Source organism: Kitasatospora sp. NPDC001225 (genome assembly GCF_053597855.1).
In genome coordinates, this window is record NZ_JBSFJC010000060.1 from 35,237 (window position 1) to 55,513 (window position 20,277).

Here is a 20,277-nt window from a genome sequence, read left to right on the forward strand (position 1 = left end):
GCGGGCCGGGGTGGTTCGTCCGGGCGCGAAAGCCCCCCGGGACGGCCGCCCGCCGGGCGCCCGCCGGGTGTCCGGTCCGGCTCTCGGGTCTCCCGCCCGGCAATGGATTCGGTTCTCGCCGAACGGTCTTGCGGCGGTGCCGCATCCGGGCGACGATCGCGACCGTGCTGCGAATCTTCTTCGGTACGGACGACCTGGAGCGGCTCCGGGTGGCGGAGCGCCCCGACATGTCGATGGAGCTCTCCCTGAGCGTGCACGCCCTGGTCAGCGGGGTGCGCGACCCGCGTTTCCAGGCCTGGCGCGAGCAGCTGCGGGCCTCCTGGAACCCGCGCACCGCGCTGCTCTTCGACCTCTACACCCCCACGGCGATCCCGGAGTTCCTCGCGGTGCGGCGCGACCCGGGCGCCACCGAGAGCGCCACCGCCCAGGCGCCCGAGGCGCCGCTGCGCGACCACCTGCGCTCGGTCGGCGGGGAGCGGCAGTTGAGCGCCTTCGCCCGGGGCGTCGCGGCCGGCGACCGCCGGGCCCGCAGGCTGCTGGGCAACGTCACCGCCGACTACCAGACCCGGGCGATCGACCCGTACCGGCGGCAGATCGAGACCATCGTCACCACCGAGCACGGGCGCCGGCACCGGATCGCCGAGCCGGACCGGGTGCTCGGCTCGCTGCACCCGACGGTGTCCTGGCGCCGCCCGGTGCTGAGCTTCCCGCTGGCCGGCGGATGCCGGCACGACGTGCGCCTGGACGGCCGGGGGCTGCTGCTCCAGCCGTGCGTGTTCGGCCCCCGCCGACCCGTCATCGCCCGTTTCGAGGACCCGGCCCAGCAGCCGGTGCTCCTGTACCCCGCCCGGATCGGTGGTCCCTTGCGCGCCGAGCCCGAGCCGACCCCCAGTCGCACCCTCACCGCGCTGCTCGGCCAGACCAGGGCCGCCGCCCTGGAGGCCATCGCGGCCCACGGGCCCTGCTCCACCAAGGACCTGGCGGGTCATCTCGACATCTCCACCGCCTCCGCGAGCGAGCACGCCACCGTCCTGGCCGACTCCGGGCTGACCACCAAGGACCGCACCGGTCGCTCCGTCACCCACCGCCCCACCGCGCTCGGCCACGCCCTGCTGGCCGGCCGCGTCCCGGCCCCGGATCCCGAGGACGACCCGGCCTGACCCCGCCTCCGCCACGCCCGGGGCCCGCGCTCGCGCAGCGCGGGCCCCGGGCGTTCGCGTACCCCGCCCACCCCTCCAACCCCCGAGTTGAACGCGTTCAAAGTCGTGCGCCATGATGAGGACGCGCGAGAACACCCCGCCGCGGCCCGCGGCGAAGGGCGGTCCCGTGCTGCCCCGTCACGCTCCGAACCCCCCTACCCGACCACGGAGTCGACCGTGCGACACCTGCTGCAACGCCACCCCTTCGCGATGCGCACCCGCTTCGCGCACTCGCTCGTCCTCACCTACGCCCTGCCGCCCCGCCTGCTCGCCCCGCTGGTGCCGCCCGGCCTCGCCCTCGACACCTACACCGACCCCGACGGCACCGAGCACGGCTTCGTGGCCGCCGCCGTCGTGGACGCCCGGGCACTGCGCCCGGCCGCCCTGCCCGCCCGCCTCGGCCGGGACTTCATCCTGACCGGCTACCGGGTCTTCACCCGCTTCCCGACCCCCGGCGGCCGCACCATGCGCGGCCTGCGCATCCTGCGCTCCGACACCGACAGCCGGATGATGGCGCTCGGCGGCAACGCCTTCTCCCGCTACCACTACCGGCACGCCCGGATCGGCACCCGGGTGGTCGACGGGACCCTGGAGTTCAAGGTGGTCAGCGGCGACGGCCGCGCCGACCTGCACGTGCGCGCCGACCTCGGCAGCGCCCCCGCCGCCCTTCCGCCGGGCAGCCCGTTCGCGGACGCCCGCGCCGCGCGCCGCTTCGCCGGCCCGCTGCCCTACACCTTCGAGTACGAGCCGCAGACCCGGTCGATGATCGTGGTCAAGGCCACCCGCGCCCACTGGGAACCCGCCCCGGTGGCCGTCGAGGTGCCCCGGCTCACCTTCTTCGACCACGGCCCGCTGGCCGGCAGCCGGCCGGTGCTCGCCAACGCCTTCCACGTCGCCGGCCTCGACTACGGCTGGCACGCCGGGGAGCGCCGCACCCTCACCGGAGCCGCCCGATGACCGCCCCCGCCGCCTCCGTCCCCGCTCCCGCCCCCGGTCCCGTCCCGGACGGCCCCCGCCCGTCGGGTGTGCGCGAGGTCGTCCGCTACAACTGGCCGATGTACGCCGCCGGCGCGTTCACGGTCGTCGCCGGCGGGGTGCTGGCCCGCCGGCTGCCCGGCCCCGCCGCCGCGCTCGCCCGGGCGGCCGCCGCCACCGCCGCCGGGTACCTCGCCCTCGGCACCCTCGCCACCTGGTGCGTCTACGACCGCTCCGGGCTCCACAGCTACGACTGGCTGCCCGCCCTGCTGCCCGACGGCCCCGGCGACCACCTGGTGATCAGCACCGGCCTGGACGAGGCCGGCCGCCCGCTCGCCGCCCGCCACCCCGGGGCCCGCGGACGGCTCGCCGACCTGTACGACCCGGCGCTGACCTCCAGCGGCTCGATCCGCCGCGCCCGCCGCCACGCCCCGCCCGCCCCCGGCGGCATCCCGGCCCGGCCGGACGCCCTGCCCGCCGCGACGGGCACCTTGGACACCGTGTTCGCCGTCTTCGCCGCCCACGAACTGCGCCGGCCCGCCGACCGCACCGCCCTGTTCGCCGAAGCCGCCCGCACCCTGCGCCCCGGCGGCACCCTGCTGCTGGTCGAGCACCTGCGGGACGCCGCCAACACCGCCGTCTACGGCCCCGGCGCCTGGCACTTCCTGCCCCGGGCCACCTGGCTCCGGCACGCCGCCGAGGCGGGCCTGCACCCGGCCGCGGAACGCCGGATCGCCGGCCTGGTCACCGCCTTCGCCCTCCGGAAGCCCGCCTCATGACCGGGCCGACCGGACTGACCGAGCTGACCGTACTGGCCGAACTGACCGGTACGCCCGGACTGACCGAGCTGACCGTACTGGCCGAACTGACCGGTACGCCCGGACTCCTCACCCTCGAGGCCCAGTTGCGCCTGGTCGGCGCCGCCCTCGTGACCGCCGGCCTGGTCCACGCCGTCCTGCCCCGCGCCATCGGCTGGCCCGCCGACCTCGCCGGCACCACCCTGCTGACCCGCCAGGTCTCCTACGCCCACCTCTTCTTCATCGGCCTCGCCTGCGCGTTGCTCGGCCTGCTCCCGCTCTGCCTGGCCCCCGACCTGCTCGCCGGCGGCCGGCTCGGCACCGCCCTGCTGGCCGGCCAGACACTCTTCTGGGGCCTGCGCTGGCTCTTCGAGTTCGCCTACTTCTCGCCCCGCCTGTGGCGCGGCGACCGCCTGCGCACGGTCGCGCACCTCGGCCTCTCCGTCCTGTGGACCTGGGTGACGGCGGTCTTCGCGGCCGCCCTCTGGCACACGGTCTAGGATCAGTCCCGACCCCGGCAGCCCACACAACCCCTCAAGGATCATGCGGTGACCGTTGCTTTCCCCCGTGCTCGCGCCGTGCGGTCGGCCCTGTCGGCCGGCGTCGTCCTGCTGGCGGCCACCTCCTGCTCCGGTTCGGCCGACGCCCCGCTGACCAGCGCCCAGGCGAAGCAGAAGACCGACACGTACTTCACCGAGATCTTCCTCGCCTTCCCGAAGCCGATCTCGCCGGTCGTCGACCGGGACGCCGAGGAGAAGTGCTTCAAGAAGGACGCCCCCTCGGAACCGGACGGCCGGGTCAAGGCCGTGACGTACCGCTTCCTGCGGGACATCCCGGCCGACCACCACGACACGATCTTCGACACCTTCCGCGGCCACCTCGTCGTGGCCGGGTTCAAGGTCACCGACAGCAGGCCCGGCGTGATCGTCCTCACCAACCCGGACAACGGCTTCAAGGCCTCCATCTCGGACGGCGACAACTGGCCCACCACGCTGGTCGTCAGCTTCGAGTCCCCCTGCGTCTGGCCCAACGGCACCAAGCCGCCCACCGGCTGAGCCGGCCGCACCGCCCCCGCGGCCCTCACGCCCCCAGGTAGCGCAGCACCGCCAGGACCCGCCGGTGGCCGTCCACGTCCACCGGCAGGTCCAGCTTGGCGAAGATGTTGCCGATGTGCTTGTTCACCGCCGCGTCGCCCGCGGGGCCTCGGTGCCTCAGGGGTTGGCCGGGAGGGCCGGGGCGCGGCGGGGCTGGGGTGGGAGGGGGAGGGTGAGGGCTTCGCGGGAGGCGGGTGGGAGGGCGAGGGCGGAGGCGGTTTCGGCGGGGAAGGGGTGGAGGCCGAGGAGGGCGGTGGTGAGGCGGGTGGTGGCGCGGTGCCAGTCGGGGAGGCGCTGGAGCATGGCGTGGCCGCTGCCGGTGACGGTGTAGCCGCAGACCCGGGCGCCCGCGGCGCGGCTGCGGGCGGCGAAGGCGCGGGTTTCGGCGGGCGGGGTGACGGTGTCGCGGTCGCCGTGCAGCAGGAGGACGTCCCGCCCGGCGAGTTGGTCGCACGGGTCCTCGGGCGGGCACCACGGTGCGAGGGCGACCAGGCCGGTGACGGCGGGGTGTCCGCCGGCCTGGAGGGCGGCGCGCCCGCCCATCGAGTGGCCGACCAGGACGGTCGGCACCGGCCCGAGCAGCGCGGTGAGTTCGTCGAGCGCGGCGGTCGCGTCCCGTGCGGCGTCGGCCCGTTCGCCGTTCCAGCCGCGGTGGCGGTAGCGGACGGTGCCGATGGCGACCCCGTCCCGCGCGGTCGCCCTGGTGAGCGCGCGCAGGAAGCCGTGCATCCGCAGCAGCGGGAGGTTGAGGCGCCCGGGCCGGGCGACGTTGTGCTCCTCGCCGCCGTGCAGGACCAGGACGGCGGCCCGGGCCGCTTCCGGTCGGACCCGCCAGTGCAGCGCCCGGTGGTCCACCGCGTGCTCCGCCGCCGTACCGCCCACTTGCCGCACCGTCCCGTCCGTCCCGCCCCGTGGCCCGTCCCCCCGGACCGCCACTGTACGCGTGCGGACGGCCGGAGCATTCACCCGAGGGGACCATCCCGGACACCGGGCGCGCGCGGCCGGGGCGGGCGCCTGCTATCCACGAAGGGTGGGGGGCCGAAGCGCCCGCTCGTGGCGCCGTGTCACCGAGTGGAGGACTCCGTGGCTCAGCAGCTCGCACTGTCCGTCGATTTCGGGTCGGGCTTCACCGAGGCCTGGTCGAAGATCGCCAAGGTCATTCCGCAGTTCATCGCCTTCCTGGCGATCCTGGTCGTCGGCTGGTTCGTGGCCAAGGCGATCGCCAAGATCCTCGACCGGGTGCTGCGCAGGGTCGGCTCGGAACGGGTCGCGGAGCGGTCCGGAGTGGCCGCCCACCTGCAGGGTTCCAAGTACGACATGACCGGCATCATCTGCAAGGTCGTCTACTACATCGTCCTGCTGATGGCCCTGCAGTTGGCGTTCGGCGTCTTCGGCTCGAACCCGATCAGCACGATGATCCACAGCATCGTCGCCTGGCTGCCGCGCGGCATCGTCGCCGTGGTGATCGTGGTGGTCGCGATGGCCATCGCCAACGCGGTGCGCGACATCGTGGGCAGCACGCTCTCCGGCGCCTCGTACGGCCGGACGGTCTCCACCCTGGTCTGGGCGTTCATCGTCGGCCTCGGCGTGATCGCCGCGCTGGGCCAGGCCGGGATCGCCACCTCGATCACCGGGCCGGTCCTGATCGCCGCGCTCGCCACCATCGCCGGTGTGCTGGTGGTCGGTGTCGGCGGCGGCCTGATCATCCCGATGCGCCAGCGCTGGGAGCGGTGGCTGGACGGCGCCGAGCGGGAGACCGCCCGGCTGCGCGGCACCGCCTACCAGGCCGGCCGCTCCGACGCGCTGTCCAACCAGCCGGTTCGGCCGACCACCCAGACCGGTCCGGGGACCCCGCCCGCGCCGGGCATCGAGGGCGACCAGAACCGGTAGCCCGCCGCACCGGGCGGTCCGGGAGGGCCTGCCGGGGGTCAGACCCCGAGCAGGCCCTGCTCACGGACCAGCCAGCAGATCGCGGTGAGCCGGATCACGGCGTAGTCGTGGCCGACCGGCTCCCGCCAGCCGATCTCGGCGAGCGCGTCCAGGAAACCCAGCGCGTAGTCCGACAACTCCTCACGGTCCAGGGGCCGGGGCGCGAGCTCCGGCCCCTGCGCGTACAGCAGCTCCCGCAGCATCGCCGCGTGCTGGTCGACCGCCGCGACGAAACCGGGCTCGAAGGCGAACTCGGCCAGCCGGGGCGTGAAGGCCGTCACGATGCCGGGCAGCGGACAGCCGGCCGGCTCGTCGGGGGAGCGCCGGAAGGACTCGTCGGGGGTCGCGAACATCCGTCCACGGTAGGCGACCCTCCGAGCGGGAACGGGCGCCCGTGACGGTTCCGTACTGAGACCTTGGCCACCCCTGCCGCCCCACCCGGCCGGATCGGAAACGGTCCGTGGCGCGGCGGACGCGCTGTGCCGATCACCGGTCGGTCCGTACCAGAATGGCCGGCATGGATCTCCGCGTCTTCACCGAACCCCAGCAGGGTGCGAGTTACGACACCCTCCTCAAGGTCGCCCGCACCGCCGAGGAGCTCGGGGCCTTCAGCGCCTTCTTCCGCTCCGACCACTACCTGAAGATGGGCGACGTCGACGGCCTGCCCGGGCCCACCGACGCCTGGATCACCCTGGCCGGCCTCGCCCGCGACACCAGCACCATCCGCCTGGGCACCCTGATGACCGCCGCCACCTTCCGGCTGCCGGGCGTCACCGCGATCCAGGTCGCCCAGGTGGACGCGATGAGCGGCGGCCGGGTCGAGTTCGGCCTCGGTGCCGGCTGGTACGAGGCCGAGCACACCGCGTACGGCATCCCCTTCCCGAAGGAGAAGTTCGGGCGGCTGGAGGAGCAGCTGGCGATCATCACCGGGCTGTGGAACACCAAGCTCGGCGACACCTTCGACTTCGCCGGCGAGTACTACACGCTGACCGACTCGCCGGCCCTGCCCAAGCCCGCCCAGGAGCACGTCCCGGTGCTGGTCGGCGGCCTCGGCCCCAAGCGCACCCCGGCCCTGGCCGCCCGCTTCGCCGACGAGTTCAACCTGCCGTTCGCCTCGGTGGACGACACCGCCGCCCAGTTCGGCCGGGTCCGCGCCGCCGTCGAGGCGGCCGGGCGCTCCGCCGACGACCTGGTCTACTCCAACGCCATGGTGGCCTGCGTCGGCCGCGACGACGCCGAGGTCGCCCGCCGGGCCGCCGCGATCGGCCGCGAGGTCGACGAGCTGAAGGAGAACGGCCTGGCCGGCACCCCGGACGAGGTGGTCGAGAAGATCGGCCGGTACGCGGCGGTCGGCAGCGAGCGGTTCTACCTCCAGATCCTCGACCTGGACGACCTCGACCACCTGGAGCTGATCGCCTCCCGGATCGCCCCGCAGCTGGGCTGACACCCGCCGCCGGGCCTCGACGCCGCCACGCTCCGGGCCCGGCCGTGGTCGTCCGTACCCGCTCCGACCTCCGCCCTTTACTCGTTCTTGGGAATGAGCGATGCTCCTCGAAGGGGAACGGCGGGGGGAGACCGGGTGAGTGGGACGAGAACGGTGCGGACGGCGGCGGCGCCGAGGGTGCCGCCGCCGCGCACCGCCGGGGAACGGGTCGTCCTGCCCGCGCCGGACGACCCGTCCGCATCGCACGCGCCGCACGACCCGAGCGCCCGGCACGAGCTGCGCGGGCCCGGGCCGGCGGTCCTGCGCTACCCGGCCGGGGACCTGCTGGTCGTCACCGGCCTGCCCGGCAGCGGCAAGAGCACCCTGATGCGCCGCTGTGTCCGCGCCCCGCTGATCGACTCCCAGCTGGTCCGCGAGGAGTACGCGGCCCGGCTGCCCGGCCGCCTGCCGTACGCGCTCTACCGCCCGCTGGCCCGGCTCGCCCACTACCTGCGGTTGCGCCGGGCCGTGCTGGACGGCGGGCCGCTCGCGGTGCACGACTGCGGCACCCAGCCCTGGGTGCGCGCCTGGCTGGTGCGGGCCGCCGCCCGGCAGGGCCGCCGGGTGCACCTGCTGCTGCTCGACGCCGACCCGGCCGAGGCGCTGGACGGGCAGCGGCGGCGCCGGCGCGGCGTCTCGCGCTACGCCTTCGCCCGGCACCAGGCCGCCGTCGCCCGGCTGCGCCGCCGGATCCTGGAGGCCGGACGGCTGCCGGCCGGCTGTGCGTCGGCCGTGGTACTCGACCGGGCCGCCGCGCGCGCCCTGCGGGGGATCGACTTCACGGCGTCGTAGTCTCGGCGGGTCCGCGCCGGGCGCCGGCGGGTCCGGCCGGAGCAGGCCACGGGCGCGGCCTACACCCCGTCAACTCCCCTGTCAGGAGCGCTGATGCGCCGTACTGCCCGGGTGCGCTCGCGTGCCCCACGCCTGTTCCCCTGCGCCGCCGCGCTGGTCGCCGCGGCCGGTCTGAGCCAGTTCGCCGCACCGGCCGCGCACCGCGCCGCCGTCGCTCCGGCGGTGGAGCGGTGCGCGGACGACGGCGTCGGTCCGGACGACGGCGTCGGTGCGGGCGGTGTCGCGGCGCGGCTGCCGGCCGGCAGCCGGCCGGACCGGGACCCGAACGCGGTCAGTCCCCGGCAGGCCCGGGCGATGCAGGCGGACCTCGCCCAGCGGCTCGCCGAACTGGGCGTCGGCCGGGTCCGGTCCGCCGCCCCGACCGCGATCCCGGTCTACTTCCACGTGATCCACGACGGCGACGAGGGGCGGCTGGACGCGGCCGCCGTCGCGGGCCAGATCGACCACCTCAACGAGAGCTACGGCGGCCAGGGCGAGGGCAACGTCCCGAGCCCGTTCCACTTCGAACTGGTCGGCACCGACTGGAGCGACAACGCCTCCTGGTACACCGGCATGACCCCGGGCTCCTCGGCCGAGCAGGCGATGAAGACCGCCCTGCGCAAGGGCGACCAGGGCACCCTCAACCTCTACACCGCCCGGCTCGGCGACTCCCTGCTCGGCTGGTCGACCTTCCCGAACGCCTACCGGACGCACCCGACCGACGACGGCGTGGTGGTGCTCGACGCCTCGCTGCCGGGCGGCTCCGCCGTCCACTACGACGAGGGCGACACCGCGACCCACGAGATCGGCCACTGGCTCGGCCTCTTCCACACCTTTCAGAACGGCTGCCGGGCCCCGGGCGACTACGTGGAGGACACCCCGGCCGAACGCACCGCCGCCTCCGGCTGCCCCGAGGGCCGGGACACCTGCCCCGGCCCGGGGCTCGACCCGATCCACAACTTCATGGACTACAGCTACGACTCCTGCATGACCAGGTTCACCCCGGGACAGGTCCAGCGGATGGCCAACATCTGGGCGGCCTACCGGAGTTGACGGTGACAGCGGATCAGCAGTGCACCACGAGGTAGAGCAGCGTCCGGTCGCCGGAGGCCCGGAACTCGTACGCCAGGTACTCCAGGGCGGAGGCGTCCAGCCAGGCGGCCGGCCGCTCCTCGGGGGTGAGCAGGGCGGGCACGAAGACGCCCGGGGAAGCCTCGTGCAGCCGGCCCCACAGGCCCAGCGTCATCTCGTCCGCGTCGACCGCCAGCCGCTTCGCCAGCCGCCGGTCCACCGGGCCGCGGGCCAGCCGCCAGTAGCGCCCCCCGGCGTCCACGAAGCCGCCCGACGCGAGCGGGTCGTCGAGGTTCCAGTACTCGTGCTCCTCCTTCGGCGGCAGGGCGGCCAGGACCTCGGCGAAGCCGCCGGTGCGGCGGCGGGGCTTGTGCGGCATCCGGGGATCCTCGCAGGCGTCGCGGGCCGCGCGCACTGGAATTGAATGCGGCGGGCCGCTTCCGGCGTGGCAGATACCGACCGTTTGTCCGATTTGATCTATGTTCGGAGGGTCGGGACCGATCAGGAGCAACCGAAGGAGCAAGGGCATGAGTGCCAATCCCCGGATCGTCGTCGGCGTGGACGGCTCGCCCGCCTCGGAGCAGGCGCTGCGCTGGGCGATCGACTACGCGCGGGCCGTCGGCGGGACGGTCCACGCGATCGCCGCCTGGGAGTACCCGGCCTTCTACGGCTGGGCCGGCGCGGGCGTGCCGACCGTCGAGGCCTTCAACCCCGAGGAGCTCGCCGGGAAGACCCTCAGCGAGACCGTCGCCAAGGTGGCCGGCGACGACGCCGGCGTGCGGATCACCGAGAGCGTGATGCCCGGCAACGCCGCCCAGGCGCTGCTGGAGGCCGCCAAGGGCGCCGCGCTGCTCGTCGTCGGCAGCCGCGGCCTGGGCGGTTTCTCCGGCGTGCTGCTCGGTTCGGTCAGCCGCCACCTCACCGAGCACGCGCCCTGCCCGGTGGTCGTGGTGCGCGAGGCCCACGGCGCCGCCGAGCAGTCGGAGTAGCGCACCCGGGGGCGGTGCCCCGGCGGGCCGCCGCGCGGACCAGAATGGAGGCATGCCAGAAGGTGACTCCGTCTACCGCGTGGCGGCCCACTTGCACGAGGCCCTCGCCGGACAGCCGCTGACCAGCGCCGACCTGCGGGTGCCCGCGCACGCCACCGCCGACCTCACCGGCCGCCGGGTGCTGGAGGTCGCCCCGCGCGGCAAGCACCTGCTCGCCCGCTTCGAAGGCGGCCTCACCCTGCACACCCACTTGAGGATGGACGGCCGCTGGGTGGTCTACCGCCCCGGCGAGCGGTGGACCGGCGGCCCGGAGTGGCAGATCCGCGCCGTCCTCGGCACCGACCGGGGCACCGCCGTCGGCTACCGGCTGCCCGTCGTGGAACTGCTGCGCACCGCCGACGAACGGCGGATCGTCGGCCATCTCGGCCCCGACCTGCTCGGCTCCGACTGGGACCCGGTCGAGGCTGTCCGCCGGCTCCTCGCCCGCCCGGGGCGCCCGGTCGTCGAGGCCCTGCTCGACCAGCGCAACCTCGCCGGGATCGGCAACGTCTACGCGAACGAGCTGTGCTTCGTCGCGGGCGTGACGCCGTGGACCGAGGTCGGCGAACTCCCGCACCCCGACCGGCTGGTGGAGCGCGCCCGGCAGATGCTGGAGGCCAACAAGCTGCGCCCCGGCCACATCACCACCGGCGACACCCGGCCCGGCTACCACCACTGGGTCTACGGCCGGGCCGGACGGCCCTGCCCGCGCTGCGTCACCCCCGTCGTCACCGGGCGCCAGGGCTCGCCGCCGCGCGACCGGACGGTGTTCTGGTGCCCGTACTGCCAGCGCGGCCCGGCCCCGGAGGTCACGGCCGCTCGACCAGCGCGGGGTGGCGCGGGTCGTCCACCCGGACGGTGACGTCGGCCGTCGCGGCGGGCCCGGTCTCCGCCTCGTAGCGGGCGAAGGCGGGCAGCGTCCACTGCTGGTCGGCCGGGGTGCGGCGGGCCAGCGCGGCCGGGCCGAGCGCCAGGTGGACGGTCAGCTCCAGCGGCAGCCAGCGGCCGAGCAGCAGCGCGCCGTCCAGCAACAGCACGCCGCCGGGCGGGAGTTCGGTGTACGGGGCGCGGGTCGACCGGTCGGTGGCCGGGTCGCGCAGGGAGGGCAGGACGCGGCCGCTGCCGCCCGGCTCCAGCGGGTCGAGCACCTCGCGGGCCAGGGCGCCGTCGTCCAGCCAGAGGTCGTGGAAGGCGTCCGCGTCCTGGTGGCCGTACTCCAGCCGGATCGAGGCCGGGCGCAGGAAGCCGTCGGCCGAGACCCGCAGCGTCGGGTGGCCGCGCAGCCGCAGCGGCTCCACCAGCGCGTCGGCGAGCGCCCCGGGGAGGGCGGCCGGCGCGCCGTCCACGGCCACCCGCAGGCGCCGGCCGCGGGCGTCGGGCAGGGCGGCGATGCGGTCGGCGAGCAGCTCGGCCAGGTTGTCGGGGGAGATCGGGCGTACCTGCATCGGGCCGTCCTGCCGTGTCGTGGGGGCGCTCAGTTCAGGGGGAGGGCGTGCAGGACGTCGTCGTGGCCCGCGTAGAGGCGGGTGCCGTCGAACTGGTGGGCCGCGTCGGTGGCGAGGGTCCAGACGTCCTTCCCCGGACCGGAGTCGTGGAAGGTCCACCCCAGCTCGCCGGTCGCGGGGTGGATCGCGCTGACCCCGCCGGCCGCCGTACCCGGGACGAACAGCGTGTCCCTGGCGACCAGCGGACGGCTGCGGCGGTCCAGCGGGAACGGCAGCCGGCAGGACCAGAGCTCCGCGCCGGAGGACAGGTCGAGGCAGCTGACGACGCCCTGGTCCCACGGGACGTACACCCGGCCGCCGTGTTCGAGGGGCGGCAGCGCCCGCCAGGACTCGCCCCGGTGGGGCGCGTAGGTCCAGCCCGGCTCGCCGGCGGGAAGCAGCCTGCGCACGCCGCCGTTGCCGTCGGGGACGAAGAAGCCCCCGGAGCCGGCGACGCACCAGCGCAGGTCCTCCTCACCGGGGGCGGTCCACAGCTCGCGGCCGGTGGCGGCGTCCCGGGCCACCACCTCGGCGCGGCCGCCGAGGAAGCGGAGGCAGGCGAGGAGGCCGCCTCCGATGTGGGTGGCGGGCGTGACCGGCTGCTCCGTCTGCTCGGTGCGGACGGACCAGAGCAGGGAGCGGTCGGTGACCCGCAGCGCGAAGAGGCGGTTCTCCGTGCGGGTGCCGTCGGACCGCGGGCGGCCCCAGGCGTAGCCGTAGAGGATGCCGGGGGCCTGGCGGTCGTAGCCGGCGAGGCGGACCTGCCCCTGGAGCTCGTCGGGCAGCGGCAGGCTCCAGTCGCCGGCCGGGTCGGTGAAGTGCCGGGCGTCGAGGTGGCCCTCGTAGATCGTGAAGAGGTGGTCGGGCCCGACCACCACCTTGCCGAGCACGTCGCCGTCGATGGGCCAGCTGCGGGCGGCCGGCGGGTCGAAGACCAGCAGCCGGGCGGCGGTGCCCTTCTCGTGGTCGAGGACCTGCAGGCCGTTCCTGGAGAGGTAGACCGGGTGGCTCGGCGGGTCGGTGAGGCGCTCCGGGGTCATCGCCTCCGGGCCGCGGTACGTCCAGAGCGGCGTCGGCCCGGACAGCGCGGTCGGGACCGGCCCGGTCGGCCCGGGCGAGGGGAAGGCCCCGCCGACACCCGAACGGCCGAACGCCCAGGCGGCCCCGCCCGCCGCGAGCACCCCGGCCCCGAGCAGCAGCCGGCGCCGGCTCGGCCGCGCGCGCTCCCCGCCGCCCGCGATCACGTCCTCGGGGGCCCCGCCGCCGTCGGTCTCCTCGTCCCACTGCCACGCCGTCCCGCTCGCGGGACCCCCGGACGACGACTGCATACGGCTCTCGCTTCCCCACCGGCGGCCCCACGCCGCCACCCGCCCGGAGAATATCGAACAGTCAGCTATGCATACGAAATGGTGGAAGAGGTGGGGAAAGCGGATCACGCAGGCGGGTGGTCGGCCAGGTCGGCGAGGACGTCGGCGTGGCAGGGGAGCGGGGCGCACCAGCAGCCGAGGCGGTGGCCGCGCAGGGGTGGGACGAGGGCGAGCAGGTCGGGGTGGGCGAACAGGTGGGCGTGGTACTTGGCGACCATCTCCTCGCGGGTGAGGTCCGGGCCGGGGCGGTACGGGCAGTGCAGCGGGGACTCGGCAAGGTGCCAGCCGCCGCGGTGCATGGCGCGGCCGACGTAGACGACGTCGCGGTACCCGGGGTCGTCGCGGTGGCCCTTGAGGTTGACCACGGTGGTGCGGCGGGGTTCGCTCGGCATGCCGTCCATGCTGGTGCACGGCGGGCCCCGGGGCAGCCCGGGGCTGGTGCGGGCTCGCCTTGACACCGGTGCGGGCCGGGCGTAGCAAAAGAGCATGCGCCATCCGCACGCGACCGGCGGGGCCCCTGGGGCGCGGCCGGGCCCGGACCGGCCGCCGGAGCCCGGGGCCGGCGCGGAGACCGGCCGGGCGGCCCCGCCGTCCGTCCGGGAGACGGCCCGGCGGGCGGACCACCGGCGCGACGAGCTGCTCGCCCTGGCCGCGCGCCGGGTGCTGGAGTCGACCGGGGCGTACGGCTCGCTGGTGTACCTGCGCTCGCGGGACCGCCGCTCGCTGGTGCTGCGCACCATCGCGGGCGTGCCGCTGTCGGTGATGGGCCCGTTCCGGCGGGTGGCCGCCGCGGGGCCGCTGCCGGTCGCGGTCGCCTTCCGGACCGGGCGCGCCGTCGTCCTCACCGACGCCGAGGACACCATGCGGCGCTTCCCGCAGCTCGCGGTCGGCCTGCCGTACGACTTCGTCTCCGCCTGCGAGCCGGTGGGGCGCGGCGGGGAGACGTTCGGGGTGCTGACCGCGCTGTGGCCGGCCTCGGACGAGGGGCCGGCGGCGCCGGCGGCCCGGCGGCTGGCCGAGGCGGCCGCCCAACTGGCCGACGGCCTGGCCGGGTTGGCGGAGTCCGGGCAGTCGGTGGAGCCGGGCTGCGAGGCGGCCGTGGTGGAGCTGCCGCCGCCGTCGGTGCCGACCACCCGGGTCGGGATGTTCGACTGGGACGTGGCCACCGGGTCGCTCGCCGCCGACACCCAGTTCCTGGAGATCTTCGGTTTCGGACCCGGGGAGTTCGACGGCACGGTGGCCGCCCTGGGCCGTCGCGTCGCCCCCGGAGACCTGCCCGGGTTCCGGGCCGCCGCCCGGATCGCGCTGGAGCGCGGCGAGGTGCTGGCCGCCCGGGTCCGGGTGCTCGGCCCGGACGGCCTGCCGTACCCGGTGGAGCTGTGGGCCCGGGTGCCCCGGGCGATCTCCGACGGCCGGACCCACCTGGTCGGCGCGGTGCTGGACCTCCGGAGCCTGACCGCCGCCGCGGCCGCCGTCGACCGGCTGCCCGAGGGCGTGTTCGCGCTCGACCAGGACGGCCGGATCGGCTACGCCAACCGCGCCGTCGAGCCGCTGCTCCGGGCCCGCCGTGAGGACCTGGTCCACCGCCCCCCGTGGGAGGCGCTGCCCTGGCTCGCCGACCCCTTCTACGAGAACCGCTACCGCGCCGCCCAGCTCTCCCAGCGGCCCACCGCCTTCCTGGCCGCCCGACCGCCGGACGGCTGGCTCGCCTTCTCGCTCTACCCGGACCCGCACGGCGTCACCGCCCGGGTGGTCGCGGCCGAGGCCCCGCCCGGCGCCGCCGAGCCGGCCGCCGTCCCGCCGCCGCCCGCCGCCCGCACGGGGATGGGCGGCACCCACCACCTGCTCCAACTGGCCAGCGCGCTCACCGAGGCGGTCACCGTCCGGGACGTCTGCCGGGCGGTGGCCGAGGAACTCCTGCCGGCCTTCGGCGGCCAGGAGCTCGCCATCTACGCGGTGCGCGAGCAGCGCCTGCACCTGCTCTCGCAGACCGGCTACCCGGACGGCTTCCTGGACGCCTTCGAGGGCATCCCGATGGACACCCGGGTGCCCGGCGCGGAGACGCTCCGCACCGGCACCCCGGTCTTCTTCGAGTCGGTGCGCGAACTCGCCGCCACCTACCCCGGCCTGGCCCTGGACGAGATGGGCGCCTGGGCCTTCCTGCCGCTGATCGCCTCCGGCCGTCCGGTCGGCACCTGCATCGTCGGCTTCGACCTGCCGCGCCCGTTCACCGTGGAGGAGCGCGGCCTGCTCACCGCGCTCGGCGGCTTCATCGCCCAGGCCCTGGAGCGCGCCCGGCTGTACGACGCCGAGTTCGCCCTTGCGCGCGGCCTGCAGCAGGCGCTGCTGCCGCACCGGCTGCCCGAGGTGCCCGGCATCCGGATCACCGCCCGCTACCTGCCCGGCACCCAGGGCATGGAGATCGGCGGCGACTGGTACGACGCGATCGTCACGGGCGAGGACGTCACCCTGGTGATCGGCGACGTCGAGGGCCACAGCGTCGGCGCGGCCGCCACGATGGGACAGCTGCGCAGCGCCGTGCGCGCCTTCGCCACCGGTGGCGACCCGCCCGACGAGGTGCTCGCCCGCACCAACCGGCTGCTGCTCGACCTCGACCCCGGGCTGCTCGCCAGCTGCTGCCTGGTCCGGCTCACCCCGGCCGTCGGGCTCGGCCGGATCGCCCGGGCCGGGCACCTCCCGCCGGTGCTGCGCCACCCCGGCGGGCGGGCCGAGGCGCTGTACGTCCCGGGCGGGCCGCTGCTCGGGGTGGACGAGCGGGCCGACTACCCGGTCAGCGACCTGCGGCTGGGCAGCGGGGCGGTGCTCGCCCTCTACACCGACGGGCTGGTGGAGGACCCGGCGGTGGCGATCGACCAGGGCGTGGACCGGCTGCGGGCCGCGCTGGCCCGGGCGGTGGCGGGGGAGGGACTGGAGCAGGCGGCCGAGCGGCTGCTGCGCGAGGTCGGCTCCGCCCGCCGGGTGGACGACGTGGCGCTGCTGCTCACGTCCTTCGGCTGAGCGGTCGCGCCGTGCGGACCGGGCGGGCAGGCCACGGGACGGGGCCGACCAGGCGACTTTCGTCGGCGGGGGCGGCGACGAAGGAGGACGGCGGACGACCCGGCCGGACCGATAGCCTCGACGGGTGGAAGCGATCGCACGGGCCTGGAACACGGTGGTACGGACGGCGCTGCCGGGGCCCTGGCGGCCCCGGCGGGTCGTGGGCGAGGCACTGCTCGCCCTGTTGATGGGCGGCTTCGCCGCGCTGATGGAGCTGCTCTCCAACACCGGCCAGGCGGTGCTCGTCGGCGTCGGGGTCGCGGTGGCGTGGGTGCTGCGCAAGGGACTGCCGGCCACCGTGCTGGTCGTCGTCGCGGCCGCCGCCGGCTGGGCGGTCGGCCCGATCCCGATGCTGGTCTGCGCGGGCTGGACGGCCGGGGCGCGGATCCGCCGGGTCTGGTCGCTGGTCGGCACCTTCGTGGCGGGCTGGGCGCTGTTCACCATGACGGGCGTGCTGAAGGAGGGCGCCTCGTTCTCGCCGAAACTGCTGCTGCCGCTGTCGTTCGGGGCCTTCCTGTTGGTGGCCGTGCTGCCCGCGCTCTACGGCCGCTACCGGGCGCAGCGCCGCGCCCTGCTGGACGCGCTGCGCGAGCGCAACGAGCAGCTGCTGCGCGAGCGGGTCATGGTGGTGCACCAGGCGCGGCTGCGCGAGCGGCACCGGATCGCCCAGGACATGCACGACAGCCTGGGCCACCAACTGGCACTGATCTCGGTGCACTCGGGCGCGCTGGAGGTGGACCGGACGCTCACCGACCGGCAGCGCGAGGCGGTCGGGGTGCTGCGGCAGGCGGCGGTCGCGGCGATGCGCGAGCTGCGCGAGGTGGTCGGGGTGCTGCACGACGAGTCGACGGCGGTGCCGGCCACCGCCCCGGCGGCCGGCGGGGTGCCCACCGCCGGGTCGGCGGCCACCGGGGCGGGTGCCGGGGCGCCGGCCCGGGGCGGGGTGGACGGGATCGAGGGGCTGGTGGAGTCCTCCCGGGCGGCGGGGGCCGGGATCGACCTCACCGTGGAGGGGGAGCGGCGTCCGCTGGCGGCCGCCGTCGACCACGCGGCGTACCGGATCGTGCAGGAGGCGCTCACCAACGCGCACAAGCACGCTCCAGGCGCGCCGATCGGCGTCGCGCTGCGGTACGAGCCGGACGCGCTGGTGGTGGAGGTCACCAACGCCCGCGCGCCGGAGCTCGTGGGGGCACGCGTCGGGGTGGGCGCGGCCGTCAGCGGCGGTCAGGGACTGACCGGCCTGCGGGAGCGCGCCCGGTTGGTCGGCGGCATGGTGCACGCCGGGCCCACGCCGGAGCAGGGCTTCCGGCTGGCGGCGGTGCTCCCCTATGAAGGGGAGGAGCAGGACGCGGCGGCGGACGGGGCCGAGGACTGGATGCTGGACGGCCTGCCGCCCGTCGAGGAGCCGGAGCGCAAGCGGCGCAGTCCGGCGATGGGCTGCGCCCTCGGGGTGGTCGCGATCGCGGTGACCGTGCTCGGCCTGGCGGTCTGGGGCGTGGTCGCCTTCGTCAAGGGCACCAACGACGCGACCGTGCAGCAGCCGATGTACGACCAGATCAGGGTGGGCACCGCCGAGTCCGAGGTGCTGCAGACGCTGCCGCGCGGCAACGACTTCATCACCGACACGTATAAGGGGACAGGGCCCGAGATCCCGGAGGGCGCGCACTGCCGCTGGTTCGCCCTGAACGGGGCGCCCGGCGCCGGCTGGAACGAGGAGCACGTGGCGCGATTCTGCTTCCGGGACGGGGCACTGGTGGAGAAACAGGAGTACGTGATCAGCGGTTGAGTGCCCCCGTGCGCGGGCGGGTGCCCCGGCCGGGCGGGCCGGGCCGGTTTCGGATCACGGTGGTCCGGATCGGGGTGGTTCGGAACGGTCCTGCCGGGATGTGAGGATGGGTGCCGCAGCCCACAGCACCGTTCGAGGGGAATGACCAGCGTGATCCGAGTCCTCGTCGCCGACGACGAGCCGCTGATCCGGGCCGGAATCAGGATGATCCTCGGTTCCGCCGAGGACATCGAGGTGGTCGCGGAGGCCGCCGACGGGCGGGAGGCGCTGGAGCTCGCGCGGGCGCACCGGGTGGACGTGGTGCTGCTGGACATCCAGATGCCGGTGATGGACGGGCTGACGGCGCTCGGGGAACTGGCGAAGGTCGCCCCCGGCGCGCGGGCGCTGATCCTCACCACCTTCGGGGAGCGCGAGAACGTCCTGCGCGCCGTGACCGAGGGCGGTGCCGGCTTCCTGCTCAAGGACACCGCGCCGCACGAGCTGATCCAGGCCGTCCGGGCGGCGGCGGGCGGGAACGCCTTCCTCTCGCCGGCTGCGACCCGGCACATCGTCGACTCGCTGGCCTCCGGGCGCAGTGCCTCGCTGGCCGCCCGCGCCGTCGCGGCGCGGCGTCGGCTGGAGGTGCTCACCCCGCGCGAGCTGGAGGTGTTGGCCCTGCTCGGAGAGGGTCTGTCCAACGCCGACGCGGGGGCGCGGATCCACATGAGCGAGGCGACGGTGAAGACCTACGTCAGCCGGATCCTGGCCAAGCTGGGCTGCGACAACCGGGTCCAGGCGGCGCTGTTGGCGCGGGACGCGGAGCTCGACGGCCGTCGCTGAGGGTGTTCGCGCGGTCGCCGTACGTGTCGGGCGTGACGGATGCCACTCGACGGCGGCGCTGAACCGGGAACTCCGGGTGCGGTGGTGACGGTGCGTCAGCTGACGGTTCCTCCGCGTGGATGGTGTGACGGCTTTCTCGGGCGGACAGGTGTGAGTGAGGGCACGGAATTTGACCGTTTGATCTTGGAAATCTGGTCAAAAATGGTCAAATCGGGCATGATTTTTTGACCCGTACCGCCGGTAACAGTCAACTGACCTGCGACGTCGAAGAATTGCTTGCTGCGTCCGGGTGATGCCCCCTAGCTTCATTGGCGGCGCAACGAGCGCCACCCGGGTTCACCCCGACGCACTGCCCGCCGACTGACCCGCGGCATGAGGGCGGTGCCCGCCGACGAGACCGGCTCGAACAGGCCGTCGGCGTGCGGAGGTGACCGGGGCGGCACGACACGTCCGACACGTGTCCGGCCGCCCGTCGAGTGAGGTGAGCGAAAGACTGCCGGCCCATGTCCCGGGCCTGGTTCCGCATGCCCACCCGGGACTTGTCGAGAGGAACTGTATGAATCCCCGTCACGAGACCGCCGCTGCCACCGACACCACCGCCACCACCAAGCGCCACCGCGTGCGGATGGCGGTCCTCGCGGGCGCCGCCGTCGCGGCCCTGCCGGTGGCCGGCCTCGTCACGGCCACCTCGGCCTCCGCCGCTACCTCCTCGACCTGGGACGCCGTCGCCCAGTGCGAGAGCGGCGGGAACTGGAGCACCAGCACCGGCAACGGCTTCCACGGAGGACTGCAGTTCAGCCCGTCCACCTGGGCCGCGTACGGCGGGACCGCGTACGCCTCCCAGGCCAACAAGGCGACCAAGGCGCAGCAGATCGCCGTCGCGGAGAAGGTCCTCGCCTCGCAGGGTGCGGGCGCCTGGCCCGTCTGCTCGCAGAGGGCGGGCCTGGGCAAGGGCGGCGCCCCGGCCGTCGCCGACACCTCGGGCGGTACGGCGGCCAAGGCGGCCAAGCCCGCCGCCAAGCCGGCCACGAAGGCCGCCAAGCCCGCGGCCAAGCCCGCCGCCAAGCCGGCGGCCGCGCAGCAGGCGCCCAAGGGGCAGCCCTCGGCCAAGCCGGCGCAGTCCGCGCCGGTCGCGCCGAAGAACACCGCCGCGGGCGGCTACACCGTCAGGAGCGGTGACACCCTGAGCGACATCGCGGCCAAGTTCGGCACCGACACGGACAGCCTGTACCAGAAGAACCTGCGCACCATCGGCGCCGACCCGGACCTGATCTTCCCGGGCCAGACGCTGACCGTCTGACCGACTGACGGCTGTCCGACCGCCCGAGCGGCCGCCCTCATCAGGGCGGCCGCTCGG

Annotated in this window: 21 protein-coding genes; 15 read left to right on the forward strand and 6 right to left on the reverse strand. The window is 75.4% G+C overall.

All coding sequences use genetic code 11. The annotated features are described in order from the left end of the window. Positions 1-164: 164 nt before the first annotated feature. The 5 genes from ACWDCZ_RS21395 (at position 165) to ACWDCZ_RS21415 (ending at position 4,026) form a co-directional block, all read left to right on the forward strand. Positions 165-1,160, forward strand: a complete 996-nt coding sequence (locus ACWDCZ_RS21395) for a hypothetical protein (protein ID WP_449816663.1) — start codon at positions 165-167, stop codon at positions 1,158-1,160. 216 nt (positions 1,161-1,376) lie between these two features. Further along, entirely contained in the window at positions 1,377-2,156 is a 780-nt protein-coding gene (locus tag ACWDCZ_RS21400; protein WP_220450150.1) for a DUF2071 domain-containing protein, read from the forward strand. Further along, positions 2,153-2,953 carry a class I SAM-dependent methyltransferase gene (locus tag ACWDCZ_RS21405; protein ID WP_449816664.1) on the forward strand — a complete coding sequence of 267 codons (801 nt, stop codon included), beginning with the start codon at positions 2,153-2,155 and terminating at the stop codon, positions 2,951-2,953. The genes ACWDCZ_RS21400 and ACWDCZ_RS21405 overlap by 4 nt, the downstream gene beginning before the upstream one ends. Then, positions 2,950-3,471: a hypothetical protein gene (locus tag ACWDCZ_RS21410; protein ID WP_449816665.1), complete on the forward strand. Its 522-nt coding sequence runs from the start codon at positions 2,950-2,952 to the stop codon at positions 3,469-3,471. Before ACWDCZ_RS21405 ends, ACWDCZ_RS21410 begins: the two co-directional genes overlap by 4 nt. Positions 3,472-3,519: 48 nt before the next feature. Further along, positions 3,520-4,026 (forward strand): hypothetical protein, encoded by a 507-nt coding sequence (locus ACWDCZ_RS21415; RefSeq protein ID WP_449816666.1) that lies wholly within the window; start codon positions 3,520-3,522, stop codon positions 4,024-4,026. A 156-nt stretch (positions 4,027-4,182) separates the two neighbouring features. On the opposite strand, the gene ACWDCZ_RS21420 is transcribed toward ACWDCZ_RS21415, so the two are convergent. Next, positions 4,183-4,947, reverse strand: coding sequence for an alpha/beta hydrolase (locus ACWDCZ_RS21420; protein ID WP_449816667.1), 765 nt, complete (start codon positions 4,945-4,947; stop codon positions 4,183-4,185). Positions 4,948-5,148: 201 nt separating this feature from the next. Between ACWDCZ_RS21420 and ACWDCZ_RS21425 the strand changes: the two genes are divergently transcribed. Beyond that, complete coding sequence (locus ACWDCZ_RS21425; protein WP_049659068.1) at positions 5,149-5,955, forward strand: mechanosensitive ion channel family protein; 807 nt, start codon at positions 5,149-5,151, stop codon at positions 5,953-5,955. 38 nt (positions 5,956-5,993) lie between these two features. Here the strand turns inward: ACWDCZ_RS21425 and ACWDCZ_RS21430 are convergent, their stop codons facing one another. Then, entirely contained in the window at positions 5,994-6,347 is a 354-nt protein-coding gene (locus ACWDCZ_RS21430) for a DUF6401 family natural product biosynthesis protein (protein WP_049659067.1), read from the reverse strand. A gap of 164 nt (positions 6,348-6,511) precedes the next feature. Between ACWDCZ_RS21430 and ACWDCZ_RS21435 the strand changes: the two genes are divergently transcribed. The 3 genes from ACWDCZ_RS21435 (at position 6,512) to ACWDCZ_RS21445 (ending at position 9,361) form a co-directional block, all read left to right on the forward strand. Next, positions 6,512-7,438 (forward strand): LLM class F420-dependent oxidoreductase, encoded by a 927-nt coding sequence (locus ACWDCZ_RS21435; RefSeq protein ID WP_049659071.1) that lies wholly within the window; start codon positions 6,512-6,514, stop codon positions 7,436-7,438. A 135-nt stretch (positions 7,439-7,573) separates the two neighbouring features. Then, on the forward strand, positions 7,574-8,269 hold the full coding sequence (locus ACWDCZ_RS21440) for an AAA family ATPase (RefSeq protein WP_449816668.1): 696 nt from the start codon (positions 7,574-7,576) through the stop codon (positions 8,267-8,269). A gap of 93 nt (positions 8,270-8,362) precedes the next feature. Further along, positions 8,363-9,361, forward strand: coding sequence for a zinc metalloprotease (locus tag ACWDCZ_RS21445; RefSeq protein ID WP_449816669.1), 999 nt, complete (start codon positions 8,363-8,365; stop codon positions 9,359-9,361). 13 nt (positions 9,362-9,374) lie between these two features. On the opposite strand, the gene ACWDCZ_RS21450 is transcribed toward ACWDCZ_RS21445, so the two are convergent. Next, a complete protein-coding gene (locus ACWDCZ_RS21450; protein WP_049659206.1) occupies positions 9,375-9,758 on the reverse strand; it encodes a hypothetical protein in 384 nt (127 codons plus the stop codon). Positions 9,759-9,906: 148 nt separating this feature from the next. On the opposite strand from ACWDCZ_RS21450, the gene ACWDCZ_RS21455 reads away from it, so the two are divergent. Next, on the forward strand, positions 9,907-10,368 hold the full coding sequence (locus tag ACWDCZ_RS21455) for a universal stress protein (RefSeq protein WP_049659205.1): 462 nt from the start codon (positions 9,907-9,909) through the stop codon (positions 10,366-10,368). 52 nt (positions 10,369-10,420) lie between these two features. Continuing rightward, positions 10,421-11,269: a DNA-formamidopyrimidine glycosylase family protein gene (locus ACWDCZ_RS21460; RefSeq protein ID WP_449816670.1), complete on the forward strand. Its 849-nt coding sequence runs from the start codon at positions 10,421-10,423 to the stop codon at positions 11,267-11,269. Here ACWDCZ_RS21460 and ACWDCZ_RS21465 read toward each other — a convergent pair. From ACWDCZ_RS21465 to ACWDCZ_RS21475, 3 genes are all read right to left on the reverse strand, one after another. Further along, the gene (locus ACWDCZ_RS21465; RefSeq protein WP_117492877.1) at positions 11,217-11,852 is read right to left on the reverse strand and encodes a nucleoside/nucleotide kinase family protein; all 636 of its coding nucleotides are present in this window, start codon (positions 11,850-11,852) and stop codon (positions 11,217-11,219) included. The two genes, ACWDCZ_RS21460 and ACWDCZ_RS21465, sit on opposite strands and share 53 nt — an antisense overlap. A gap of 29 nt (positions 11,853-11,881) precedes the next feature. Then, positions 11,882-13,219, reverse strand: a complete 1,338-nt coding sequence (locus ACWDCZ_RS21470) for an outer membrane protein assembly factor BamB family protein (RefSeq protein WP_117492878.1) — start codon at positions 13,217-13,219, stop codon at positions 11,882-11,884. 104 nt (positions 13,220-13,323) lie between these two features. Further along, complete coding sequence (locus ACWDCZ_RS21475; protein WP_449816671.1) at positions 13,324-13,650, reverse strand: DUF4326 domain-containing protein; 327 nt, start codon at positions 13,648-13,650, stop codon at positions 13,324-13,326. A gap of 94 nt (positions 13,651-13,744) precedes the next feature. Here ACWDCZ_RS21475 and ACWDCZ_RS21480 point away from each other — a divergent pair, with 94 nt between their 5' ends. From ACWDCZ_RS21480 to ACWDCZ_RS21495, 4 genes are all read left to right on the forward strand, one after another. Next, positions 13,745-16,276 (forward strand): SpoIIE family protein phosphatase, encoded by a 2,532-nt coding sequence (locus ACWDCZ_RS21480; protein WP_449816672.1) that lies wholly within the window; start codon positions 13,745-13,747, stop codon positions 16,274-16,276. Between the two features lie 124 nt (positions 16,277-16,400). Next, a complete protein-coding gene (locus ACWDCZ_RS21485; protein WP_449816673.1) occupies positions 16,401-18,101 on the forward strand; it encodes a sensor histidine kinase in 1,701 nt (566 codons plus the stop codon). A gap of 150 nt (positions 18,102-18,251) precedes the next feature. Further along, the gene (locus ACWDCZ_RS21490) at positions 18,252-18,920 is read left to right on the forward strand and encodes a response regulator transcription factor (protein ID WP_049652130.1); all 669 of its coding nucleotides are present in this window, start codon (positions 18,252-18,254) and stop codon (positions 18,918-18,920) included. Positions 18,921-19,476: 556 nt separating this feature from the next. Continuing rightward, the gene (locus ACWDCZ_RS21495; protein WP_375875726.1) at positions 19,477-20,220 is read left to right on the forward strand and encodes a LysM peptidoglycan-binding domain-containing protein; all 744 of its coding nucleotides are present in this window, start codon (positions 19,477-19,479) and stop codon (positions 20,218-20,220) included. Positions 20,221-20,277 lie beyond the last annotated feature (57 nt).